Annotated in this window: 12 protein-coding genes; 1 reads left to right on the forward strand and 11 read right to left on the reverse strand. The window is 57.1% G+C overall.

Features of this window, described 5'->3' with window-relative positions; genetic code table 11:
- Positions 1 to 56: 56 nt before the first annotated feature.
- From hflX to M5C01_RS06435, 7 genes are all read right to left on the reverse strand, one after another.
- The gene (hflX, locus tag M5C01_RS06405; RefSeq protein WP_152737687.1) at positions 57 to 1,358 is read right to left on the reverse strand and encodes a ribosome rescue GTPase HflX; all 1,302 of its coding nucleotides are present in this window, start codon (positions 1,356 to 1,358) and stop codon (positions 57 to 59) included.
- 12 nt (positions 1,359 to 1,370) lie between these two features.
- The gene (hfq, locus tag M5C01_RS06410) at positions 1,371 to 1,631 is read right to left on the reverse strand and encodes an RNA chaperone Hfq (RefSeq protein WP_040063849.1); all 261 of its coding nucleotides are present in this window, start codon (positions 1,629 to 1,631) and stop codon (positions 1,371 to 1,373) included.
- A 93-nt stretch (positions 1,632 to 1,724) separates the two neighbouring features.
- Positions 1,725 to 2,705 (reverse strand): tRNA (adenosine(37)-N6)-dimethylallyltransferase MiaA, encoded by a 981-nt coding sequence (gene miaA, locus M5C01_RS06415; protein WP_152737688.1) that lies wholly within the window; start codon positions 2,703 to 2,705, stop codon positions 1,725 to 1,727.
- Positions 2,705 to 4,612, reverse strand: a complete 1,908-nt coding sequence (gene mutL, locus M5C01_RS06420; RefSeq protein WP_178129785.1) for a DNA mismatch repair endonuclease MutL — start codon at positions 4,610 to 4,612, stop codon at positions 2,705 to 2,707. Before mutL ends, miaA begins: the two co-directional genes overlap by 1 nt.
- 8 nt (positions 4,613 to 4,620) lie before the next feature.
- Positions 4,621 to 6,048 carry an N-acetylmuramoyl-L-alanine amidase gene (locus M5C01_RS06425; protein ID WP_218586074.1) on the reverse strand — a complete coding sequence of 476 codons (1,428 nt, stop codon included), beginning with the start codon at positions 6,046 to 6,048 and terminating at the stop codon, positions 4,621 to 4,623.
- Positions 6,049 to 6,051: 3 nt separating this feature from the next.
- Positions 6,052 to 6,522, reverse strand: a complete 471-nt coding sequence (gene tsaE, locus M5C01_RS06430) for a tRNA (adenosine(37)-N6)-threonylcarbamoyltransferase complex ATPase subunit type 1 TsaE (RefSeq protein ID WP_178129786.1) — start codon at positions 6,520 to 6,522, stop codon at positions 6,052 to 6,054.
- Positions 6,510 to 7,370 carry an NAD(P)H-hydrate dehydratase gene (locus M5C01_RS06435; RefSeq protein ID WP_152737690.1) on the reverse strand — a complete coding sequence of 287 codons (861 nt, stop codon included), beginning with the start codon at positions 7,368 to 7,370 and terminating at the stop codon, positions 6,510 to 6,512. Before M5C01_RS06435 ends, tsaE begins: the two co-directional genes overlap by 13 nt.
- 63 nt (positions 7,371 to 7,433) lie before the next feature.
- On the opposite strand from M5C01_RS06435, the gene queG reads away from it, so the two are divergent.
- Positions 7,434 to 8,522 (forward strand): tRNA epoxyqueuosine(34) reductase QueG, encoded by a 1,089-nt coding sequence (gene queG / locus M5C01_RS06440; RefSeq protein WP_152737691.1) that lies wholly within the window; start codon positions 7,434 to 7,436, stop codon positions 8,520 to 8,522.
- Between the two features lie 9 nt (positions 8,523 to 8,531).
- On the opposite strand, the gene M5C01_RS06445 is transcribed toward queG, so the two are convergent.
- From M5C01_RS06445 to M5C01_RS06460, 4 genes are read right to left on the reverse strand one after another with little or no spacing between them, the layout of a single operon-like run.
- Entirely contained in the window at positions 8,532 to 12,770 is a 4,239-nt protein-coding gene (locus M5C01_RS06445) for a hypothetical protein (RefSeq protein WP_248764290.1), read from the reverse strand.
- Between the two features lie 8 nt (positions 12,771 to 12,778).
- Positions 12,779 to 14,635 (reverse strand): hypothetical protein, encoded by a 1,857-nt coding sequence (locus tag M5C01_RS06450; RefSeq protein ID WP_152737692.1) that lies wholly within the window; start codon positions 14,633 to 14,635, stop codon positions 12,779 to 12,781.
- A gap of 12 nt (positions 14,636 to 14,647) precedes the next feature.
- Positions 14,648 to 17,665, reverse strand: coding sequence for a hypothetical protein (locus M5C01_RS06455; RefSeq protein WP_152737693.1), 3,018 nt, complete (start codon positions 17,663 to 17,665; stop codon positions 14,648 to 14,650).
- Positions 17,666 to 17,717: 52 nt separating this feature from the next.
- Positions 17,718 to 21,809 (reverse strand): hypothetical protein, encoded by a 4,092-nt coding sequence (locus M5C01_RS06460; RefSeq protein WP_248764291.1) that lies wholly within the window; start codon positions 21,807 to 21,809, stop codon positions 17,718 to 17,720.
- Between the last annotated feature and the right edge of the window lie 46 nt (positions 21,810 to 21,855).

Below are 21,855 nucleotides of genomic sequence, written 5' to 3' on the forward strand. Positions count from 1 at the left end.
CGCCGACCAATGCTACAGAATGCCTGTCAACGCGGCACAACCGCTTTCCCAGGCTTTTATTGCAAAGTGTGTTGTTCGATGAATTCCGGCGCCTTCATCCCTTCGCGCGAGACCACTCGATTGAGCTCGGCCCTGGGCAAACGGACGGACAGCAGACAACTGCCTTCTTCGTCGTGTTCTTCCTTCTGCACCGCGCCCATCTCGAAGAACTGTGCACGCAGTCGAGCAAAACGCTGCGGCAAGCGCAAGGTGCCGACGAACAAATCGTTGCCCAGCAACTCGGCAATCGCCTGTTCGAGCAGCTCCAGCCCCCGCCCGTCCCGGGCGCTGAGCCAGACCCGCTGTGGCTTGCCGTCTTCATCGCGCTGGATCTGCGGCTCGACGCCCTCGAGCAGATCAAGCTTGTTGTAGACCTCGAGGATCGGCAAGTCCTGGGCCCCGATCTCGCCGAGTACCACCATGACCTGCTCGATCTGCAGCATCCGGTCCGGTTCCGCGGCGTCGATCACGTGCAGCAACAGGTCGGAGTTGCTCGACTCTTCGAGCGTAGCCCGGAAAGCCTCGACCAGCTTGTGCGGCAAGTGGCGGATAAACCCCACGGTGTCGGCCAGCACGATCGGCCCGAGGTCGTCGAGTTCGAGACGGCGCAGGGTCGGGTCGAGGGTGGCGAACAGCTGGTCCGCCGCATACACGTCGGATTCGGTGACCGCATTGAACAGCGTCGACTTGCCGGCGTTGGTATAGCCCACCAGCGACACCGTCGGGATATCGGCGCGCTTGCGCCCGCGGCGAGACTGCTCGCGCTGGCTGCGGACCTTTTCCAGGCGCCCCTTGATCTGCCGCAGGCGTACCCGCAGCAAGCGCCGGTCGGTTTCCAGCTGGGTTTCACCCGGACCGCGCAGGCCGATACCGCCTTTCTGCCGCTCAAGGTGAGTCCAGCCGCGGACCAACCGCGTGCTCATGTGCTCAAGCTGGGCCAGTTCGACCTGGAGCTTGCCTTCATGGGTGCGGGCGCGCTGGGCGAAAATATCGAGAATCAGGCCCGTGCGATCCAGCACGCGACACTCGAAGACACGTTCGAGGTTACGTTCCTGGCTGGGCGTGAGGATGTGATTGAAAATCACGATATCGACCTGTTCGGCCTTGACCAGGTCGCGAAGCTCCTCGACCTTGCCAGTGCCAATCAGATACTTGGCGGTTGGCCGATGACGCGGCACGTTGAAGAACGCGACGGTCTCGGCACCTGCCGATACTGCCAACTCCTGAAACTCCTGCGGATCTTCGCGCGCCTCAGGGTCCTGACCTTCCAAGTGAACGAGAATGGTCCGTTCACCACCACCGTGGCGCTCAAAGAACAAAGGAGACTCCTATCAGGCGTTACCTGGCTCAGCGTCACCCTGTTCGGTTTCGGTTGCGCTAGGCAGACGAATTGGACGAACCGGCACCACTGTCGAGATGGCGTGCTTGTAGACCATCTGGCTGACGGTGTTCTTCAGCAGGATCACGAACTGGTCGAAGGATTCGATCGTGCCTTGCAGTTTGATACCGTTGACCAGATAGATGGAAACCCCGACCTTCTCTTTACGCAAGGTATTCAAGTAAGGGTCTTGTAGCGAATGCCCTTTTGACATGTGCCGCACTCCTTTAAGGATCAATAATAAAAAATGGGTAAATGGATGGCTTGTACCGCCTTTCCCCCAAGGATAGACGGCAATTGCAAGGACTCAGCCCAATATGGAGATCGTCCCAAGGTATTTCAAGGCGCGTGGCAGATTGTCGCAGTCCAGGCTGTCGAGCCAGTGCAGATCCGTCCAGCTGCGCAACCAGGTGAACTGGCGCTTTGCCAACTGGCGCGTGGCAATGATGCCGCGCTCCTGCATTTCGGCTGACGTCAGCTTGCCCTCCAGATGCTCCCAGACTTGCCTGTAGCCCACAGCACGTATGGACGGCAACCCGACATGCAGGTCACTTCTCCTACGCAGAGCTACGACCTCGTCTACGAACCCCTGTTCCAGCATTTGTGTGAATCTTTGTGCAATTCGGTCGTGCAGAACCTGGCGATTCGCCGGGGCGATAGCCAGGTTGGCAACAGTATAGGGCAATTGCGGCCGTCCCGAAGCGGCTGCGTCAGTACTTTGCGCAGATTGTCGCTGGCGGTGGGCGGTCATGCTCGATCCGCTGACCCGATAGACTTCCAGCGCCCGACTCAGGCGCTGGGGGTCATTGGGGTGGATGCGCGCCGCCGAGACAGGGTCGATGACCGCCAGTTGATCGTGCAGGGCCTGCCAGCCCAAACGTGCGGCTTCTTCCTCGATTTCGGCACGGATCTGCGGATCAGCCGCCGGCATCTCCGCCAGGCCCTCCAGCAACGCCTTGTAATAGAGCATGGTGCCGCCCACCAGCAGCGGAATCTTGCCGCGCGCGGTGATCTCGGCCATCGCCGCCAGGGCGTCGCTACGAAACTCGGCGGCGGAATAGCTTTGTGCCGGGTCGAGAATATCGATCAGACGGTGGGGAAACTCCGCCAGCAGTGCTTTCGAGGGCTTGGCCGTGCCGATATCCATGTCCCGGTAGACCAGGGCCGAATCGACGCTGATCAGCTCGCACGGCAGCACCCTGGTCAGCTCGATGGCCAGGTCGGTCTTGCCCGCCGCCGTCGGACCCATCAGGAAAATGGCCGGCGGTAGTGCCTTGGAAGCCATCATCAGCGACCGCGCAAGAACAGTTTGTCCAGATCATCCAGCCCGAGCTGGGTCCAGGTGGGCCGACCGTGGTTGCACTGGCCGCTGCGCTCGGTGCTCTCCATATCCCGCAGCAAACCGTTCATTTCCGCCAGGGCCAGGCGCCGGTTGGCGCGAATCGCGCCGTGGCAGGCCATGGTTCCGAGCAATTCGTTCAGGTGCGCCTGGATCCGGTCGCTGGTGCCGTATTCCATCAGGTCGGCCAGTACGTCCTGGACCAGGCGATTGGCCTCGGCCTGCTTGAGCAGGGCCGGGATCTGCCGGATCGCCAGGGTTTCCGGGCCCAGGCGCTGCAATTCGAAGCCCAGGCGCTGGAACCAGCCGACATGTTCTTCGGCGCAATCAGCTTCGCGCTGGCTGACCGCCAGGGATTCGGGCACCAGCAACGGCTGGCCGCTCAGGCCTTCGCTGGCCATGGCGATCTTCAGGCGTTCGTACATGATCCGCTCATGGGCGGCGTGCATATCCACCAGCACCAGGCCCTGGGCGTTTTCGCTGAGGATATAGATACCCTTGAGCTGCGCCAGCGCATAACCCAGGGGCGGCACATCGCCCTGGCTGTCGGGCAGGGTCGGCGATGCCAGCGCATCCGGCAGCGGCGCGAAAAACTCGCGATAGACGCCCTGGGCCTCGGCGGCGGGGGGCATCTGGGTCGATTGCGGGCGGTACTGATACTGATAACCGGCCCCCGAGCCCGAACCGGCCGCCGGAGCAAAGGCGGACGCAGGCTGCGACTGGGGTTGCTCCAGCAGATTGGCCGCCAGGCGCATTTCACCCTGGGGACCGAACTCGCCGGCCTCGATCCCTGTCGGCCGGACCATGCCGGCCACCGCAGCGGGCGCGGCCAGCTGATCTTCCGGGCGCACGTCGCCCAGGGCGCGGTGCAGGGTGCCGTAGAGGAAATCGTGGACCATGCGCCCGTCACGGAACCGCACTTCGTGTTTGGTCGGGTGCACGTTGACGTCGACCACCGCCGGATCGACCTCGAAAAACAGCACGAAGGTCGGGTGCCGGCCATTGAACAGCACGTCGCGATAGGCCTGGCGCACCGCATGGGCCACCAGCTTGTCGCGCACCGCGCGGCCATTCACATAGAAATACTGCAAGTCCGCCTGGCTGCGGGAGAAGGTCGGCAAACCGACCCAACCCCACAGGTGCAGGCCGTTGCGCTCCACTTCGATGGGCAGGGCCTGCTCGAGGAAACCCGCGCCGCAGACCGCCGCCACGCGCCGGGCACGGGCCGCATCGTCATGGGCCTCGTGCAGGCTGAGAATGCTTTTGCCGTTATGGCGCAGGTGAAAGGCCACGTCGAAGCGGGCCAGGGCCAGGCGCTTGATCACTTCCTGCAGGTGATCGAACTCGGTCTTCTCGGCCTTGAGGAACTTGCGCCGCGCCGGAGTGTTGAAAAACAGGTCGCGGACTTCCACCGAGGTGCCCACCGGATGGGCCGCCGGCTGCACCCGGGCGTCCATGTCGCGGCCTTCGGTTTCCACCTGCCAGGCCTGGTCGGCGTCGCGGGTGCGGGAAGTCAGGGTCAGCCGGGCGACGGAACTGATGGAGGCCAGGGCCTCGCCACGGAAACCGAGGCTCATCACCCGTTCCAGGTCTTCCAGGTCGCGAATCTTGCTGGTGGCGTGGCGGGCCAAGGCCAACGGCAGGTCGTCGGCGGAGATGCCGCTGCCATCGTCGCGCACTCGCAGCAGCTTGACGCCGGCCTGTTCGACATCCACATCGATGCGCTTGGCACCGGAATCCAGGCTGTTTTCCAACAGTTCCTTGATCACCGAGGCCGGGCGCTCGACCACCTCACCGGCGGCGATCTGGTTCGCCAGTCGCGGGCTGAGCAGTTCGATACGAGAACTGCTGTTCAAGGCTTCACTCATTGTTTGGCCGCCAGTTCCGCACCCGGAATCGTCAGGTTCTGCCCGACCTTCAGCTCGTCGCTGGTCAGGTTGTTGGCACTGCGCAAGGTCGACGCCGAGACCTGGTAGCGCACGGCGAGCATGGCCAGGGTCTCGCCCGGTGCCACGCGATGGTCACGCGGGCCCTCGGCGATCTTGCCGGAATCCCGCAGCCAGGCGATATAGGTGCCCGGTGGCGGGTTCTGCTGGAAGAACTGGCGGATACCGGCACTGATGGAGCGCGCCAGGGCCTGCTGGTGATTCGAAGAGGCCAGCTTGGACGCCTCGTTGGAGTTGGAGATAAACCCGGTCTCCACCAGGATCGACGGGATATCCGGCGACTTCAGCACCATGAACCCGGCCTGCTCGACGCGCTGCTTGTGCAGCGGCGTAACCCGGCCGATGTTGCTCAGGACCTTCTGTCCGACGTTCAGGCTGGAGGTCAGCGAAGCGGTCATCGACAGGTCGAGCAACACGCCGGCGAGCATCTTGTCCTTGTCGTCGAGGCTGACGTTACCAGCCCCACCGATCAGGTCGGAGCGGTTTTCACTGTCCGCCAGCCAACGGGCAGTCTCGGAAGTAGCGCCGCGATCGGACAAAGCGAACACCGAGGCACCGAAGGCCGCGGCCGAAGGGGCGGCGTCCGCGTGAATCGAGACGAACAGATCGGCGCCTTTCTTGCGGGCGATCTCGGTACGTCCGCGCAGCGGGATAAAGTAGTCGCCGGTACGGGTCAGCTCGGCGCGATAGCCCTTCATACCGCCAACCTGGCGTTGCAGTTCGCGGGCGATGGCCAGCACCACGTCTTTCTCGTGCTGGCCACGGGAGCCGGAGGCACCCGGGTCTTCGCCACCGTGGCCGGCGTCGATCACCACGATGATGTCACGCTTGCCCGCCGGCGCCGGCGGCAGCTTGATCGCCGGTTCCGTTGGCGTCACCGGGACCGCTGGCACGGTTGCCACCGTCGGGGTCGGCGCCGCGGGTGGCGCGGCATCGGCGGGGTTGTCGAACAGGTCGACCACCAGGCGGTTGCCATACTGCGCGTTCGGCGCCAGGACGAAGCTCTTCGGGGTGACCGCCTTTTTCAAGTCAACCACCACCCGCAGGTCGGTCGGTGTGCGCTGGGCCGCCCGTACGCTGTTGATCGGGGTGTTGGCGGTCGGCACATTCAACGGGCCACCCAGGGTCGCGCCATTGATATCGATCACCAGCCGATCCGGAGAAGTCAGGGTGAACACACTGTGCTGGACCGGGCCGGAGAGGTCGAACACCAGACGCGTGTTGTCCGGGGCCCGCCACAGGCGAACACTCTTGACCTGTGTCGCCGCAACGGCGTCAACGGCCAGTGCCGCCAGCAACAATCCCACGACAGCAACCAACGCGCGAATGCGCATACCAAACCCCATCATTTATTTGATTTCCAATGCCAGATCGGCACACCAGGAGTCGCCTCGGGCGCCCTGGGACAACAGATACAGCGAACGACCGCCATTATGCGGGCTAATGGTAATGGTCAGGTCGGGCTTTGGCAAAAAGCCCTCGCCCCGCTGTGGCCACTCCACCAGGCACAGGGCCGCGCCGTCGAAATAATCACGAATCCCCATGTATTCCAACTCTTCCGGGTCGACCAGGCGATACAGATCGAAATGGAAGGCACGGATATCAGCGATTTCGTACGGTTCAACCAGGGTAAAGGTCGGACTTTTCACCGCGCCGGCATGGCCGAGGCCGCGAATGATGCCCCGGGACAAGGTGGTCTTGCCGGCGCCGAGATCGCCTTCGAGGAAAATCACCCCGATGCCACGGGTGACTTCGGCGATTTTCCGGCCGAAGGCGACCATGGCCTCTTCATCCGGCAGTTGAAGGGTTAGTTCAGACACGGTGATTGCTCCTCCAGCAACTGTCGAATGACCGGGATCAGATCGCTGGCCGCCAGTCCTCGGCCGTTTTTACCCGACTGCTCGCCGGCACTGGCGTGCAGCCATACCGCCAGGCAGGTGGCGTCGTAAGCCGGCAAGCCCTGGGCGCGCAGGGCGCCGAGCAAACCGGAAAGGACATCGCCTAGCCCGGCGGTGGCCATGGCCGGATGGCCGCGCTCGCAGATCGACAAGCGCCCGTCCGGCGCGGCAATCAGGCTGCCCGCCCCCTTGAGCACGCAGACCGCCTGGTACTGCCGGGCCAGCCGGAGGGCGGCGGCGGGACGATCCGCCTGTACAGCGGCCGTGGAAATCCCCAGCAAGCGTGCCGCTTCGCCTGGATGAGGGGTGATCACGCTGTCCGCCGGCAAGGTAAAGCTGCCCGTGGCCAGCAGGTTCAGGGCGTCGGCATCCCAGACTTGCGGCAACCCGGCATTGGCCGCCAGTGACAACAGGCTGCGGCTCCACGCGGATTGACCGAGCCCCGGGCCGACCACCAGCACGCCCGCCTGGGCCAGCACCGTCATCAGCTGATTGGCCGACTCGATGCCCAGCGCCATCACCTCCGGCAGCCGAGCCAGGGAGGCCGCCACATGTTCCGGACGTGTCGCCAGGGACACCAGCCCGGCACCACCGCGCAAGGCCATTTCAGCCGCGAGCAGAATGGCGCCGCCAAAACCCCGGTCGCCGCCGATCAACAGCACATGGCCGAACAGCCCTTTGTGGGCGTCCAGTTCACGTGCGGGAAGGCTCGGCAGGGTGGCGAGGGTCAATGACTGAATATCGGAAAAAGGCGGTTTGGTCTGCGGCATGCGTCGTCGAGCTCTGATGTCTGGCAGAATTATACGCACCAAAGCCTAGGTTTCTCCTGTCTCATGCCTGTAAATAGCGTCGACCTCCCCGCCCTCGCCCAATCCATCAAGGAATGGGGCCGTGAACTGGGCTTTCAGCAAGTCGGCATCGCCGGTCTGGAGCTGGGCGAGCATGAGCGGCACCTGCAACGCTGGCTCGATGCCGGCTATCACGGCGACATGGATTACATGGGCGCCCACGGCAGCAAACGCTCACACCCCGACGAGCTGGTGCCCGGCACGTTGCGAGTGGTGTCGTTGCGCATGGACTACCTCCCGGGCGACACGCAGATGGCCCAGCGCCTGGGCCAACCGGAAAAAGCCTATGTCTCGCGCTATGCCCTGGGCCGTGACTATCACAAATTGATCCGCAAACGCCTGCAACAGCTCGCCGAGCGTATCCAGCAGGTTATCGGACCCTTTGGCTACCGCGCCTTCGTCGACAGCGCCCCGGTGCTGGAAAAGGCCATTGCCGAACAGGCCGGGCTCGGCTGGATCGGCAAGAACACCCTGGTGCTCAATCGCAAGGCCGGCAGCTACTTCTTTCTCGGCGAACTGTTTGTCGACCTGCCTCTACCAGTGGATGCTCCCCATGCCACAGAACATTGCGGGCGCTGCACGGCATGCATGGATATCTGTCCGACGGCGGCGTTTGTCGGACCCTATGTGCTGGACGCACGGCGCTGTATCTCGTACCTGACCATCGAGCTGAAAACCGCGATCCCGGAAGAGTTGCGGCCGCTGATCGGCAACCGGGTGTTTGGCTGTGACGATTGCCAGATCGTCTGCCCATGGAACCGTTTCGCCCGCGCATCCGATGAAGGCGACTTCAAGCCCCGACACAGCCTGGACAATGCCGGGCTGGCCGAGCTGTTCCTGTGGGACGAAGAGACCTTTCTGAAAAACACCGAGGGCTCGCCACTGCGCCGGGCGGGGTATGAGCGCTGGTTGCGCAACCTGGCGGTCGGGCTGGGGAATGCGCCCTCGACGATCCCCGTGCTTGAAGCCCTCAATACCCGCCGGGACCATCCGTCGGAACTGGTCCAGGAGCATGTGCAGTGGGCGCTGCGCCAACATTCCGAGCGCAGTGCCCTGGGTCCAGTCCCGCTCTGACCTGGAGATTCAAACAGAAACCGCAAAACCGCTGACCGACGCCTGTATCTCAATCTCGCAACGACGAACCTCCCGTCTTAGCAGCAGCAGCGAACGTCCCGTCGAGTTTCTCAGCGTGATCCGTGAGCCCTCCCCCACCACCGCCATCACCGGGTGGGTTTCTCCGCTCTTGAAGCGGATATAGGACGGCAGTTGGACGGTACGTACCACCTGCTCCAGCGCGCAGTCGCTGTGGTCAGCGGCATTCAACAAATCAAGCTTGAACGCACTCTTGTCCTTGAACTTGACGACTTCCAGCGAAGAGCGGGACAAGTCCAACTCCGCTATGGTCTCGCGGGCATCCTCCTGGCCGGACAGGTCCAGGCTCACTTGAGGCAAACGCAGGAACGCCCCCTCGGGCACGATCAACTCCGTTTGGCTGCCAAAGTTCGAGTCAAAGTCTTTTGAGGTCAGTACGCTCTTTTTGAACTGCAAGGTGTAGGCGGTCTCGGGGTGCAGCCTGACCTGGTATTTGTTGAGAGCCTGCTCCTGCGGTGACTCTCCCGCCGCCCAGCCGAACGGATTGGCCTCCAGTAACAGATGAGGCGTGGCGCCGAACAGCAGGATCGTCGGTATCGGACCAAAATCCAGTACCTCCAGCCGTGTGCTCGGCGTGGAAGGCATCGTCACCATCAGCTTGCGCTCTCGCCCCCGGCGAGCCTCCTGGCGGCGCAGGTACCAGCCCTTATGGACCTGTTCGGTCTTTTCCTTGTCCTTGGCATCCGCCCAGAACGTCAAGTCATCCGAGGTCAGCCCCGACGGCGACAACGTATAGCCCCTGGGCTGCTGGCGAACGCTGGTGTCCTGGCTGACCGCACCAATATCCTTGAGCGGGTTGGTCTGATCGTGATCGTCCGCGTCATTGATCATCGGCGTCAGAAGAAGATCGATGCCCTCTTCCCGCAACCCGGTGAACAATCGATCCGCCGCCTGACGCATCTGCTGCTGGGTCAGGATCCCCGGCAGCGTTGAGGCGCCGAACAGGTTGCTGAAGAACAACCCCACCTTCTCATCCCAGCGATAATTCTCCAGCTGGGAAAGGCTGACGATGGCATTCAAAAGGATGTTCACCACCGCCAGGGCCATCCCCACCAGGATCAGCGCCACCCCCACCCCGGGCACACCCAGCAAGATAAATCCCGCCAGGCTCACCCCAAACGAGGCGCCATCGATCACCGTCATGGTGATATAGAGCGCCTGCTCCTCGGCGGTTTTCGCCAAGCGGGCGCCCTCGACGTTGCGGTACAGGCTGACCGCCGTGAACAGCACATCCAGGGGCAGCAACACCTTGTTCATCTTGAAGAACAGATGATCAAGCCTCGGCTGCCAGAGCGCTCGCGAAGCGCTGGAGGCCAGGCGCAGGGCCAGCACCGGCCCGATATCCGTGGTGAAATCAAAGACACCCTTGACCACCGCCAATGAATCGCTGGTAGTAAACAGTCCCGATTTGAGCGAAGAAAAATCGAGGTGGAAGGGCTGGGTACGGAAGTCCACAAAGACCCCGAAGGCCCCGAGCAATCGGCTGGAACCGGCGGCCACGCGGGCGGTGGTCTTCAGGACGGCGGGAGACAGCTGCTTTTTCTCGATGGCGGTCTTGGCACGACCGAGGTTTTCCTGGGTCTCTTGCAGGTGTCTCAAGGACGTCGAGTCCTGCACCAGTGCCTTCTTGCGTTTCAGGCTGTTTTCCAGCTGATCGATGGCGGGAAGAATCTTGGTTTCCTCGCCTGATTCGAGCAGCGCTCTCAGGTCTCGCGTCGACACGCCAAATTGCTCGCTGCCCAAAAGACTGAGATAGAGGGGTGCGCCAATCACTATTGCCCTCATGGTCAAAGCGTTAAAGTGCTGCTGAACCTTAGTGAAGATAGAGTCCGGCACACTACTTTCAGGGGACATGTGAATCCTGTCCACCTCAATCCCTGTCATCTCCCCGTACTCTTGCTTGGTAACGACAAAGAGAATCTGCGCCAACTGCTGACTGTAGTAGGACGTCGTTGCATAATTATCAGGTTGCACACCATACAACGGGGAATAATGCGCACTGTAGAACGGGAAATCCTGAAACTCCCGATAGGCAATACCTAAATGCTCACGAAAGCCCTTGAGTATCAACTGCCGTTTGTAATGATATCCAGGATCGAACGGATCAATCAGAATCTTGATTCTGTTTTCTGCTCTCAAATCCTCCAAGGCCCTCTTGTACTGTTGACTATTGACCTTCGCATCGGCATCAATGGTTCCATCCGGCTTGCGAGAGAGATAGCGATTTTTTATTTCCGCATAATACTCGTGCAACTGGCGCATGGTTTCAAATGTGTTGACCCGTAAAAATGCTTCCGCGCCCTTGGGCCTGATGGAAACCATCTCATAAGCCAAGTGTTCCATACGGGCAATGTGCCGCGCCTCTGCCAAAGGCCCAAGCAGCAACGACGGCATTTCACCAATCGCAACTGTCTCAGCCCTTCTCCTCTTTCGTTCCTCTTCCAGATCGCGCTCATAAACACTATAACCAGACGCTTTTTCCTGCTTGGCCTGGTCAAACTCAGCCTCTGATACAACACCGCCTTGAAAAGCCTCCTTGACCAGACCGGCGACGGAAAACACATGGGTTTCCTGCAAGAAGCGCTGAACCGCGGGCGCAGCAAAATCCCAAGCGCCAGTCTTCGATATAAAATCAATAAACTCGGCCGATTGCATCTCCTTCATGATTCTTAGCACGACACCCGGAAGAGGAGCCATTCTATCCTTGATATCCGTCGCATTGAACGGTACCAGGCCTGAGCTTGCGGACGCCACCAAAGAAGCGTGAGGACTGCAAATAACGGTTATATTCGGGATCCAGCGTCTTTCTACACCGTCCCCGCCCCGTACATTAAAGCGCCCCGCCTCCAGGCAGCGCTCGACAAAAAGCGCCGCGACATACTCCGCCATGGCCTTGGGGAAATTACACGCGGCAAAATTAAGATACCTGATTTCCTTGAACCTGGCAGGTTCCTTTCCAAATACGCTCGTAACATTACTGTATATCCAGCCGGCTACTCTCTCAGCACTGGAGACGCCGGCCAAACCAAAAATATCCGCATGACCGACGATGTTGATGATGCCGTCAAACGGAGCACCTGCCGCCCGTGGGCTGATGTAATCAATCGATAGGACATTAATCGGGCTGGGTCGGCCGCGACCGAAGAACGTATCGATATCATGTGATCGCGCCTGATGGTAGCTGCTGATGCTGTGGACGCCCAAGTCCTGATCAAGCCCAATCAACCGATCCAGATTTTCCTTTCTGAAACGTACAAACTCCTTATCCAGATTGCCGATATATCGATGAGCGTCCTCTGGATCCATGGGGATTGCCGCACTGGGGTTCAAGACATCGACAATGGTGGGAAAAGCGATTGCACTGATCTGCCATTCGCTGCCATAGATCCGTCGAAATACCTCTTTAAACGAAATGGAGAACTTGATTAAATCATCGGGATCTTTCAACGCACCTCTATTTTTGTAGGAAAAATAAAAATCGATCAGCGTCAACGGATGTTGATTTTCATAGGTTATAAGTGATTGATACAGCAGGGTACTGGCAATATCCTCACCAATCAGCAGATTGAGCGACGTGCCCACAGCACGTTTCACACGCACACCCGGTCGGGAGGGGCTCACCGGTAAGTTGACACCCTGAAACACCCGCCATTTTTTTTGGACGACACCCAGATAATAGAGTGAGATCAACCCCTTCAAAAAGCTCAACTCTTCCCGCTTTTCAGTCAGGTGATTGCCCTCGGCCTTGGCCATTGCGATGAAATCCTTGAGCAAGGCCAAATGGACCCGCGCGTGCGCAACGCCCTCTCTTGCGGTCAACAAATCCGACTCAAGCTTCGAATAAGTCGCTCTCAGCGATTCATTCATCTCCTGCCAAAGCACAAAGGACTGAATATCCCGGGTAAAATCAAAGCTCCACTGATGTCGAAAACAGGGATAGATCACTCGCTGCTCCCCGCTCCCCTGGGTATAGATTTCGCCCAGGGTGTAAGTCTTCCCGACCAGCGTTGCCCTGATCGTTGTATCCTCCAAATAAAGACTTGGAAAAACAACCGCGTAGCGCTTCAAGACCTTCAGGATGGACTCAAGATAGGCCAGCTTTTCCTTGTCCAGCCCAGCGCCTGATATCTCATATTGATTCAGGCTGTAGTCAAACGATAACTTTTGCATACACCCACCTAAACCTTCAAAGATTTCTTATATTGTTCGACCAGAGGATTGAGCGAACCGGAAAAGCTTAAGTGGGCCAATGTTTTCACGTTATAGTCCTTGTCGACCTTATCCCCGACCGTCAGCAACCCCTCACGGCGCCAAAGTGCACTACGCCAAAAACTCAAATCCTTGATCGAGATCATCGGGCCGCCTCCCCCTGTACTTCCCAGGCCGAGCGTCAGCATGACTTCATCGATGGTTTGATTGTCTTGAGGCTTGGTTTGATCGACGGCGGGGGCAATCGCATACGTCAAAGAAGCGTCCAGCCCGCGGGAAAGATCGCTGTCAGTACGGGCAGCGCATACGTTGAAGGCCTTTCGATCATCACTCAGAGAAAGCAGCAGGAAACACGGGAAATCCTTCAAGTCTATCGCCCCACGGTCGTTACCCTGGTCGTCATGGAAAACCATTTTCTCTTCATGACTCAGTTCCCCAGTCACTGAGTCGACCTTCATTCGCCTTAGCATTTGCACAGTGAATACGATGCTGTTCTGTGGCACGGAGGTCTTGCAGGTGAGAACGCCGATATCGGCTCGACGGGTGTAAAGGGCCTTTTTATCTTCGTTCAGTTTGACCTGAAGCTGACTCATGGTTGCCTTCAGTTGCCCCGTCACCTCAAAATTCGACACCCGCAGCTGTTCCATAAAGAGCGGAAGCCTGCTCGCCAATGCGCCGATCTTGATCATTTCCGCAAGGGTTCGATCTTTATAGTGAGCACCGGGAACAAACGTCGCGGCCGGATCAAAACGCTCCACGTCCTCCACAATTTTCTTAAAGTTCAACCCGTATTGCCGCTTTGAAAAGACCGGCTCCTTGCGACTCCACGTATCAATCAACGAGCCGACCGTCGTGATCTCAAACAACCTCGGCTCCTTCAACAACACATTCAACATAAAACTGCCCGAGGCCCCTTGGCCTGCCGAAGGCGTTAAAGAAAGGGAGACTTTATTTTTAAATGCATCAAAGCACAGCCCCTGAGTCGTTTCGATATCGAAATGGGTATTTTCCACGGCGTAAAACAGCTCGTCATTGAGTGTGCCCCATCTGTTTTTCTGAAACGGATAATAGGCAGACAAGCGTTCCAGAGGTAATTGCCGATATCCAAAGCACTTCAATACCTGATCTTTTTCTTCCAGATAATCCCTGAAATTTTCCACCCCCTCCGGCTGGGCGTTGCCCACCCAGGCCGCCACTCTCTCCAGGCGCAAGGAGTGTTGGCCATTTTTAATGGCCACGGGAATGGTATTGAACTGAAACTCACTAAAACCAGAGAAAAAACCGTTAAACGCGTCACCGAAATCACTCAGGATATAGGGCGTTTCCCCGATTTTCTGAGTGTTCCATACCTTGACGGTCGAGAGCCCCTCCCTGGTTTCCAATTTAATGACACAGGGATCCTGATGGGAGAACATCAGCGGCTCGACTTTTCCCGAGACCATGCGGGTGGCGACTTTCACCGCGCTTTTATTACGCCGACTCGCCGCTGAAACCTTGCCCTCCTTATCTTCCTCCCAGACCCTGAGCATCAGATACAACTGATCGTTCAGGCAGACCAATGTAAAACTTCGGCCTAGCCGATAAGAAAGCACCCGTTCCTCAGCAGCCCCTGGCCGTTGTTCAATAACATAATGATCTTCTTTCTCTTCACCCATCCAGATATTCGGTTTGGCGACAAGACTGGCGGAATCGGCATCATGTGCCTGCCAGACCGCGTGAACAGCGGTAAATTTGAACGTGAAGGCATAGTCCTTTTCTCCATAAAAAGGGCACGCTACCTTATAACGGCCTTCGTTCATCTCCAATAACTTGACTTGCGCAGACATCAGGGCTTCTCCTTATTCCTTTTCGACCACGTCATACTGGTTGATCTGATCCTTCAGATACGCCTTGGAGTGCTTATCCTCAGCCACCCTATCGGCCAATTGAGTAAAGCCTTGTTGAAGAGCCGGCTCCGGTAGAGCCGACTGGAACCGATAAGCCTCCTCTCGATGACTCAACTCCGACTGTTTCAAGAATTCAATCAACTGATCGGCGCTGAACATCCCCTCCTCAAGCAGCAGGCTGAGTCGTTTTTGCGCGGAGCGTTGCCACGCCAGAATGCCTTTCAAGCAAATCGTCAGCAGGTGCTCGTCCGTTTCCAGAAAAAAGAACAGGTCATCCTCTTTTATTTGCGCCGTTCTGAAACTGACAGCAGGGGCTGAAATAAAGTTGACCGCCTCCTTCTTTGTAGACAGGAAGAGCACCTTGTCCCCGCCCAATACATCGGAAATTTCAATGGTATTTCTATAACCGTTGGCGATCACATTGTCGGTTCCACCCTGGTTGAGGTAGAAGAAGTTCTCGGGTAAATTTCCGACCAGCTGGGTTTCATGCAGACCGCCATGCAGATAGGCCACGTCGCCCCGTGCGATCAAAATATCCTGACCGTCTTCGCTGGGATAAAGGGGTGTATTGGCCTGCCCCAGAATGCTGTTGCGCAACACGTACTCTGTCTTGCCACTCCACTGGCGCAGAACGGTTTTCTCACCCAGCGTTTCACGACTGAGGTCAACGTGTCGCCGCCAATGGACCTTTCCGTCGTTTTGCGACACTTCCAGGCTGTACCGGCGTCCCCTTATCTCGATTTCCAGAAACTCGCCGATCGGCTCCTTCAAGAAATTGACCAGCGTCAACGAGCCTTCCTTGAGCGACGTCTGGCGCCCCCCCAACCTGGCCAGAAGCACGGAATCCTGGGTCGCGGCCAGCTCCTTTTCAGGATCGACCAGCACGGCCCACTCTAAAACGATACTCCCCCAACGCTCATCCTCCGGCCCCGGGACCTGCATCGTGATGTGCTCCAGTTCGACCCCCATCAGCTTCAGACGAGAAGGCGCCATGCCCTTGCGAAGGTCTTCCTCCGCGGCGAAATCAAAGGTGGTGTGGGAGTCCCACATCAGATAAATCGTATTCGGTGAGCCGCGACCTTGAACCTTGCTGCGCCCCTGCCCCACATACAGGATGTTGGAAAAGAGCGGATCCAGTTCATATTCATGGTTGCCTTTCAGGCAGGGAATGTAGGTATACGGATTGAATTTCCCTTCGACGGTCAGAAAATACGGTGCGTCATAAGTGCCCCCTTCAAACTCCCTTTCCGCGCGGTATGTGTAAGGTGAAGGGGTTGCCGAAAGGGCACTCTTTTTCATCCAGATACAGAGCACCAGTATTTCCACACCCTGCCACCAAGCGGGTGTTTCTTCGAGGCTGGCCTTTTTCAGCCAGGCGCTACTGAATAGCTTTCTTCCGGTTTTCGAATAGCCATGAACAGAGACATTCTTCGCCAGCGCTTCGGGAAAGCCCCCGCGCATGAACACATCTTTCGCCATTCTTTCAAAAGAGAAAGGAATCTCCGTATAGGCCAAAACATGTTGTTCAAGAAACGCTTCCAGCTTGGAATCCTCGACCACGGGATCTATATCCAGGTCCTCATGGGGGAGATCCGCCCCTTGGGCAATCGCTGAAAATGTCAGCGCGCGATCAAAGTAAAAGTCGATTTCGGAGAAAAATACCTGATCCATTGCCGCCGAGGGAAAGAGAGGCGTCAGAAGGATTCGATAATAACAAACCGAGGTATTTTCTTTTAAAGGGTCCTTGATATCCAACTGAAAAAAGTAGGGATCGCCCTGCCTGTCCAAATTGAACAATCGCGTCGTGGCAGCGTCTTCGATGACTTTTCTAAAGTGACCACGACCTACATAGGGCTCCTCGCCCAACGGCTGATAATGTGCGTCGAGCATTTCATAGGAAAAATTGACGACTTCCGGTGGTGCCTGTTCAAAATACGCCAATCCCTTCATGCGTAAAAAAGATTCCTGATCAAGATAAGTGACCGATGCGAGCGACGCCATATCAATCAGCAGCCCATGCTCTATTTTCTTGACTGCCGTCGAAAGTTCAAGGTGGTGCACACTGTTATAGGACACCTCACTTCCCGAATCATAAAAAACCCTGAACCGAGGAAAGTCGATATTCAAATACTTGAACAGGTCCTGGCCATTCAATAGACATTTCATCTCCAAAAAGTCGAGGCTATGGGTCTTGTTGATGGCCTTCATATCAATAAGCTGATGGCTTGACGCGCGAGCCATGATCAGCAGGAAATCTTTCTTTTCGTCCTCCAAAGAGCTGATCCGAGCGCCCCCACGCGTCGTAATACGGTAGGAAAACTGCAGGGAGCTCAAATGGAAGGCTGACGTCGGAACACTCGGAAGAATAACGAAACCTTTTGCTTTGGCTTTCTTTATCTCCTCAAAACTCAGATACCCTGTTGTCGGGATCGTCGGCTGCCCGTCATGCCGGGTCAGCTTGATTTCGTAATTGACCAGGGTGTCGCCTGGATACCGATCGAGATCCGCCTCCTTCTCTGCATTGAATACCAGCGCTGTCGAGTCATAGGGCCGACTGGCGGCGCTCCCCAACATCACCGGCTGGTTATTCCCGGGAATAAGAAGTTCCGGCAAATCCATTTCCAGAACATTATATAAACGATTCCCGTAATAGAGATCGGGATTCAAGGTAAGGGTCTGGTTTTGCAGAATGAGCTTTAAATTATTCTCTATGTTCTTTCTTAGAATCAACTCATCATCTTTGACTTCGCTGACAAAAAAATTGCCTTCCAACGACACCTGCAGCTTGGCTTGATCACGATCCTCCACCTTGAACGATTGCCTGTTAACAGATGTTACCCGTGGATCCAGCCGGGTGATGAGGTCGTAATATCTCAGCGAAGTATCCGTCAGAATCAACTCGACCTTTTCCAGCTTCGAGTCCGTCGCGGCAGCATGCCCGGTAATCTTTATTACTTTCCTGTCACTCATCACTTATATTCCCTTAAAGTGCTTAAACTTTATTGAACCGTCAGATTCGTATCTAAACGGAAACTGCAAAACCGCTGACCGATGCCTGTATCTCAATCTCGCAACGGCGAACCTCCCGCCTCAACAGCAGCAGCGAACGTCCCGTCGAGTTTCTCAGCGTGATCCGTGAGCCTTCCCCCACCACCGCCATCACGGGGTGGATTTCTCCGCTTTTGAAGCGGATATAGGCCGGCAGCTGGACGGTCCGCACCACCTGCTCCAGCGCGCAGGCGCCGTGGTCAGCGGCATTCACCAGGTCGAGCCGGAAAGTACTCTTGTCCTTGAACTTGACGACCTCCAGCGAAGGCAGGGACAGGTCCAACTCCGCCAGCGTTTCGCGGGCATCCTCCTGGCCGGACAGGTCCAGGCTCACTTGAGGCAAACGCAGGAACGCCCCCTCGGGCACGGTCAACTCCGTTTGGCTGCCAAAGTTCGAGTCAAAGTCTTTTGAGGTCAGTACGCTCTTTTTGAACTGCAGGGTGTAGGCGGTCTCGGGGTGCAGCCTGACCTGGTATTTGTTGAGGGCCTGCTCCTGCGGAGACTCTCCCGCTGCCCAGCCGAACGGATTGGCCTCCAGCAGCAGATGAGGCGTGGCACCGAACAGCAGGATCGTCGGTGTCGGACCGAAATCCAGTACCTCCAGCCGTGTGCTCGGCGTGGAAGGCATCGTCACCATCAGCTTGCGCTCTCGCCCCCGGCGAGCCTCCCGACGGCGCAGGTACCAGCCCTTATGGACCTGTTCGGTCTTTTCCTTGTCCTTGGCATCCGTCCAGAACGTCAAGTCATCCGAGGTCAACCCAGACGGCGACAACGTATAACCCCTGGGCTGCTGGCGAACGCTGGTGTCCTGGCTCACCATCCCGATGTCCTTGATCGGGTTGGTCTGATCCTGATCGTCCACATCATTGATCATCGGCGTCAGAAGAAGATCGATACCTTCTTCAGACAAGCCGCTGCTGATGGCGCCTTGCGTGTGATCAGCGTTCCCCTCGAACAGCCGATCCGCCGCCTGGCGCATCTGCTGCTGGGTCAGGATCCCCGGCAACGTCGAGGCGCCGAACAGATTACTGAAGAACAGCCCCACCTTCTCATCCCAGCGATAATTCTCCAGCTGGGCGAGGCTGACGATGGCATTCAAGAGGATATTCACAACGGCCAGGGCCATGCCCACAAGGATCAGAGCGACTCCTACCCCGGGCACGCCAATCAGGATAAATCCCGCCAGGCTCACACCGAACGAGGCGCCATCGATCACCGTCATGGTGATATAGAGCGCCTGCTCCTCGGCGGTTTTCGCCAACCGCGCGCCTTCGACGTTGCGATACAGACTGACAGCCGTGAACAACACATCCAGGGGCAGCAGCACCTTGTTCATCTTGAAGAACAGATGATCAAGCCTGGGCTGCCAGAGCGCTCGCGAAGCGCTGGAGGCCAAGCGCAGGGCCAGCACCGGCCCGATATCGCTGGTGAAATCAAAGACCCCCTTGATCACCGCCAGTGAGTCGCTGGTGGTGAACAGGCCCGATTTGACCGAAGAAAAATCCAGGTGGAAGGGCTGGGTGCGGAAGTCCACGAAGACGCCGAAGGCCCCGAGCAATCGACTGGAGCCGGCAGCCACGCGTGCGGTGGCCTTCAGGACGACGGGAGACAGCTGCTTTTTCTCAATGGCGGTCTTGGCACGACCGAGGTTTTCCTGGGTCTCTTGCAGGCTTCTCAAGGACATCGAGTCCTGCACCAGTGCCTTCTTGCGTTTCAGGCTGTTTTCCAGCTGATCGATGGCGGGAAGAATTCTGTTTTCCTCGCCCGACTCGAGCACCGCTCTCAGGTCCCGCGTCGACACGCCAAACTGTTCGCTGCCCACAAGGCCCTGTCGCAGGGCCGCGTCCACCACGATAGTATTCGACTGCGGACTCGCCTCTTGAAAAGAATGGAACACCGCCGGAGTGAAATTGACATAGGGTATATTCTTGAAAAACTCACGAGCGGCCGCATCGATATTGATGTTGGTCATCTCGAAGTAATCCTGTTTATCGAGTAAAAACATCTTCCTGTAAGCAAGCTGGTAATTCGTCTCGCTGCTAGGTACCGGGCTACCACACAGCCTGAAAATCACATCCGTAAAACTCCTTATTTTTAACGGACCAACAGGATCATAAGGATCGATCAGAAATTTTAATTTCGTGCTTGTATACAGATTATAGCCGCCCACGAAATCACGTCGCGCCCTGGCCAGCTTCAAACTCGCCAGAAAAAACACTACTTTTCTGATTGTCTTGACTTCACCGACGGGCAATAACTGTGATCCCTCCGCTATAGAGGCGACCGTGACCAATGAGCGAATTGCGTCAACGCTTTCGGGAAAATGTTCGCTGATGAGCCGGTTATATTCATCAACACCGCGCTGCCGAACATTAAAATACTCCGTTACAACCCCCCTCAAATACCTGAGCGATACGTTTTCCAGCTCAGAACCGGCGATGGGAGATATCCGACTCACCTTGAGAACATTGGTACTCCTCAAGTACTCAATGAATGAAGGATTACTCAAATCGGGATCATGACCCGGCCATTCAAAATGTTCTTTGACCGCCAACTGAATAGTGGGGTAGGTATTGATGAGATACCTGAACGCCTTGAGAACGTGGCCCGGAAAAACCAGATATTGCGCTTGCCAGCGACTCGACAGATGTCCGAGGGGTGGCTCGGCGGTTAATACAAGAGGCGCGGTGGGACTGCTGACGACAAGCACATTGGGAATCTTGTCCGTTTCAAAATGAGGCAGCGCCTTCTCCAGAAGAAGAAGCGTGATGTGGGTGGCCAGACTTTGAGAAATATGGCAAGACTGAAAATTGACAACCTTTAATTTTTTAAACCCGGCCTCGGCATAGCTCGCAAGTAAATTGCTGTATAGCCAACCCGCTACCTTTTCTGCATCCCCGAGCACACGACTCTCTATATCGATGCCATGTCCTATAATGTTGACAACCCCATCAAAAGGCAGGCCCCCCGTGGTGGAAGAAGCATAGCCTATCAGCAGACGACTATTGCTCAGGGTATAAGCCGCGTCCCAGGTTAAATAAGGACGAGCGCCAGGACTGAGTATACCGGCCAGGATTCTTCCTCTAACCGTCGTAAACTCCTCGTGGACACTGAGCAACACCCGCCGCCATTCAGCAGAGTTTACGTTAGGTAGAGAAAGAAGCGTTTGGGCCAGGTTATGCTCTCTCAATGCCGTTAATTGGTGAAGCTCGCTAAGGTAACCAAGGGGAATTGAGCGAAGATTGATGGCTGACAAAAAGTCAATAAAGTTTTTCCGTGTCTTGATACGCCCTTTCCATCGCCTATAGTACGTGGAAAGCAACTGCATGGACGCACGGTCGGTAACACTTTGCGAAGCGATAACCTGATAGAGCCTGATATCGGCAACATCATCACCCACCAGGAGATTCAACGAATGCCCGACGGCTCGCTTGCGTCGACTGTTTTTCGTAGCCGACACCCCGGCATCCGTCAGGACCACCCCTCGCAATGCCCTCATCCTTGCCTGTGCGACGCCCACCTGGTAAAGAGAAAGCAGTCCATTCAGAAACCCCAGCTCTTCTTTTTTTCCCCTGAAATCCCCGCCCTCCAGACTGGCCTGGGTCGTGAAATCCTGGGTCAGCACAAAGTTGATCCGCTGTTCTTCGGCGGCGGGCGCCTTTATCAATTTCGACTTGAGATCTGCATACTCCGCCTTTGACTCCTCAGTCATTTCTTTCCAGAGAGAAAAGGTCGATATTTCCTGCATGAAATCGAATACAAAACCATCTCTAAAGCAAGGATAAATAATGCGCCGCTCATTCACTCCTTGCGTATAAATCCGCCCCAGGAGATAGGCCTTTTCGCCCAGGACCGCATAGATTTCCCTATCCTGCAGATAAAGACCCGGCAAAGAAACATCATACTTCTTCAACGTGCGCCGAACCGTTTCCAGATAGATCAGGCTGTCTTTGTTCAAGACACCACCCGAAATCTCATAGTGATTCAGGTCCGGGTCGAACAGTAGCTTTCCGCCCTGCGCAAGGGGGCGCGAAGGGAGGCTGCCAGGTGGAAAAGACTCAAGCATCGCAATATCCTTATTACTCCTGATGAGTCACAAGGCTACGCGCAGT

It is taken from the genome of Pseudomonas sp. MWU12-2319 (assembly GCF_023242525.1).
Taxonomy (GTDB): Bacteria; Pseudomonadota; Gammaproteobacteria; order Pseudomonadales; family Pseudomonadaceae; genus Aquipseudomonas; species Aquipseudomonas gingeri_D.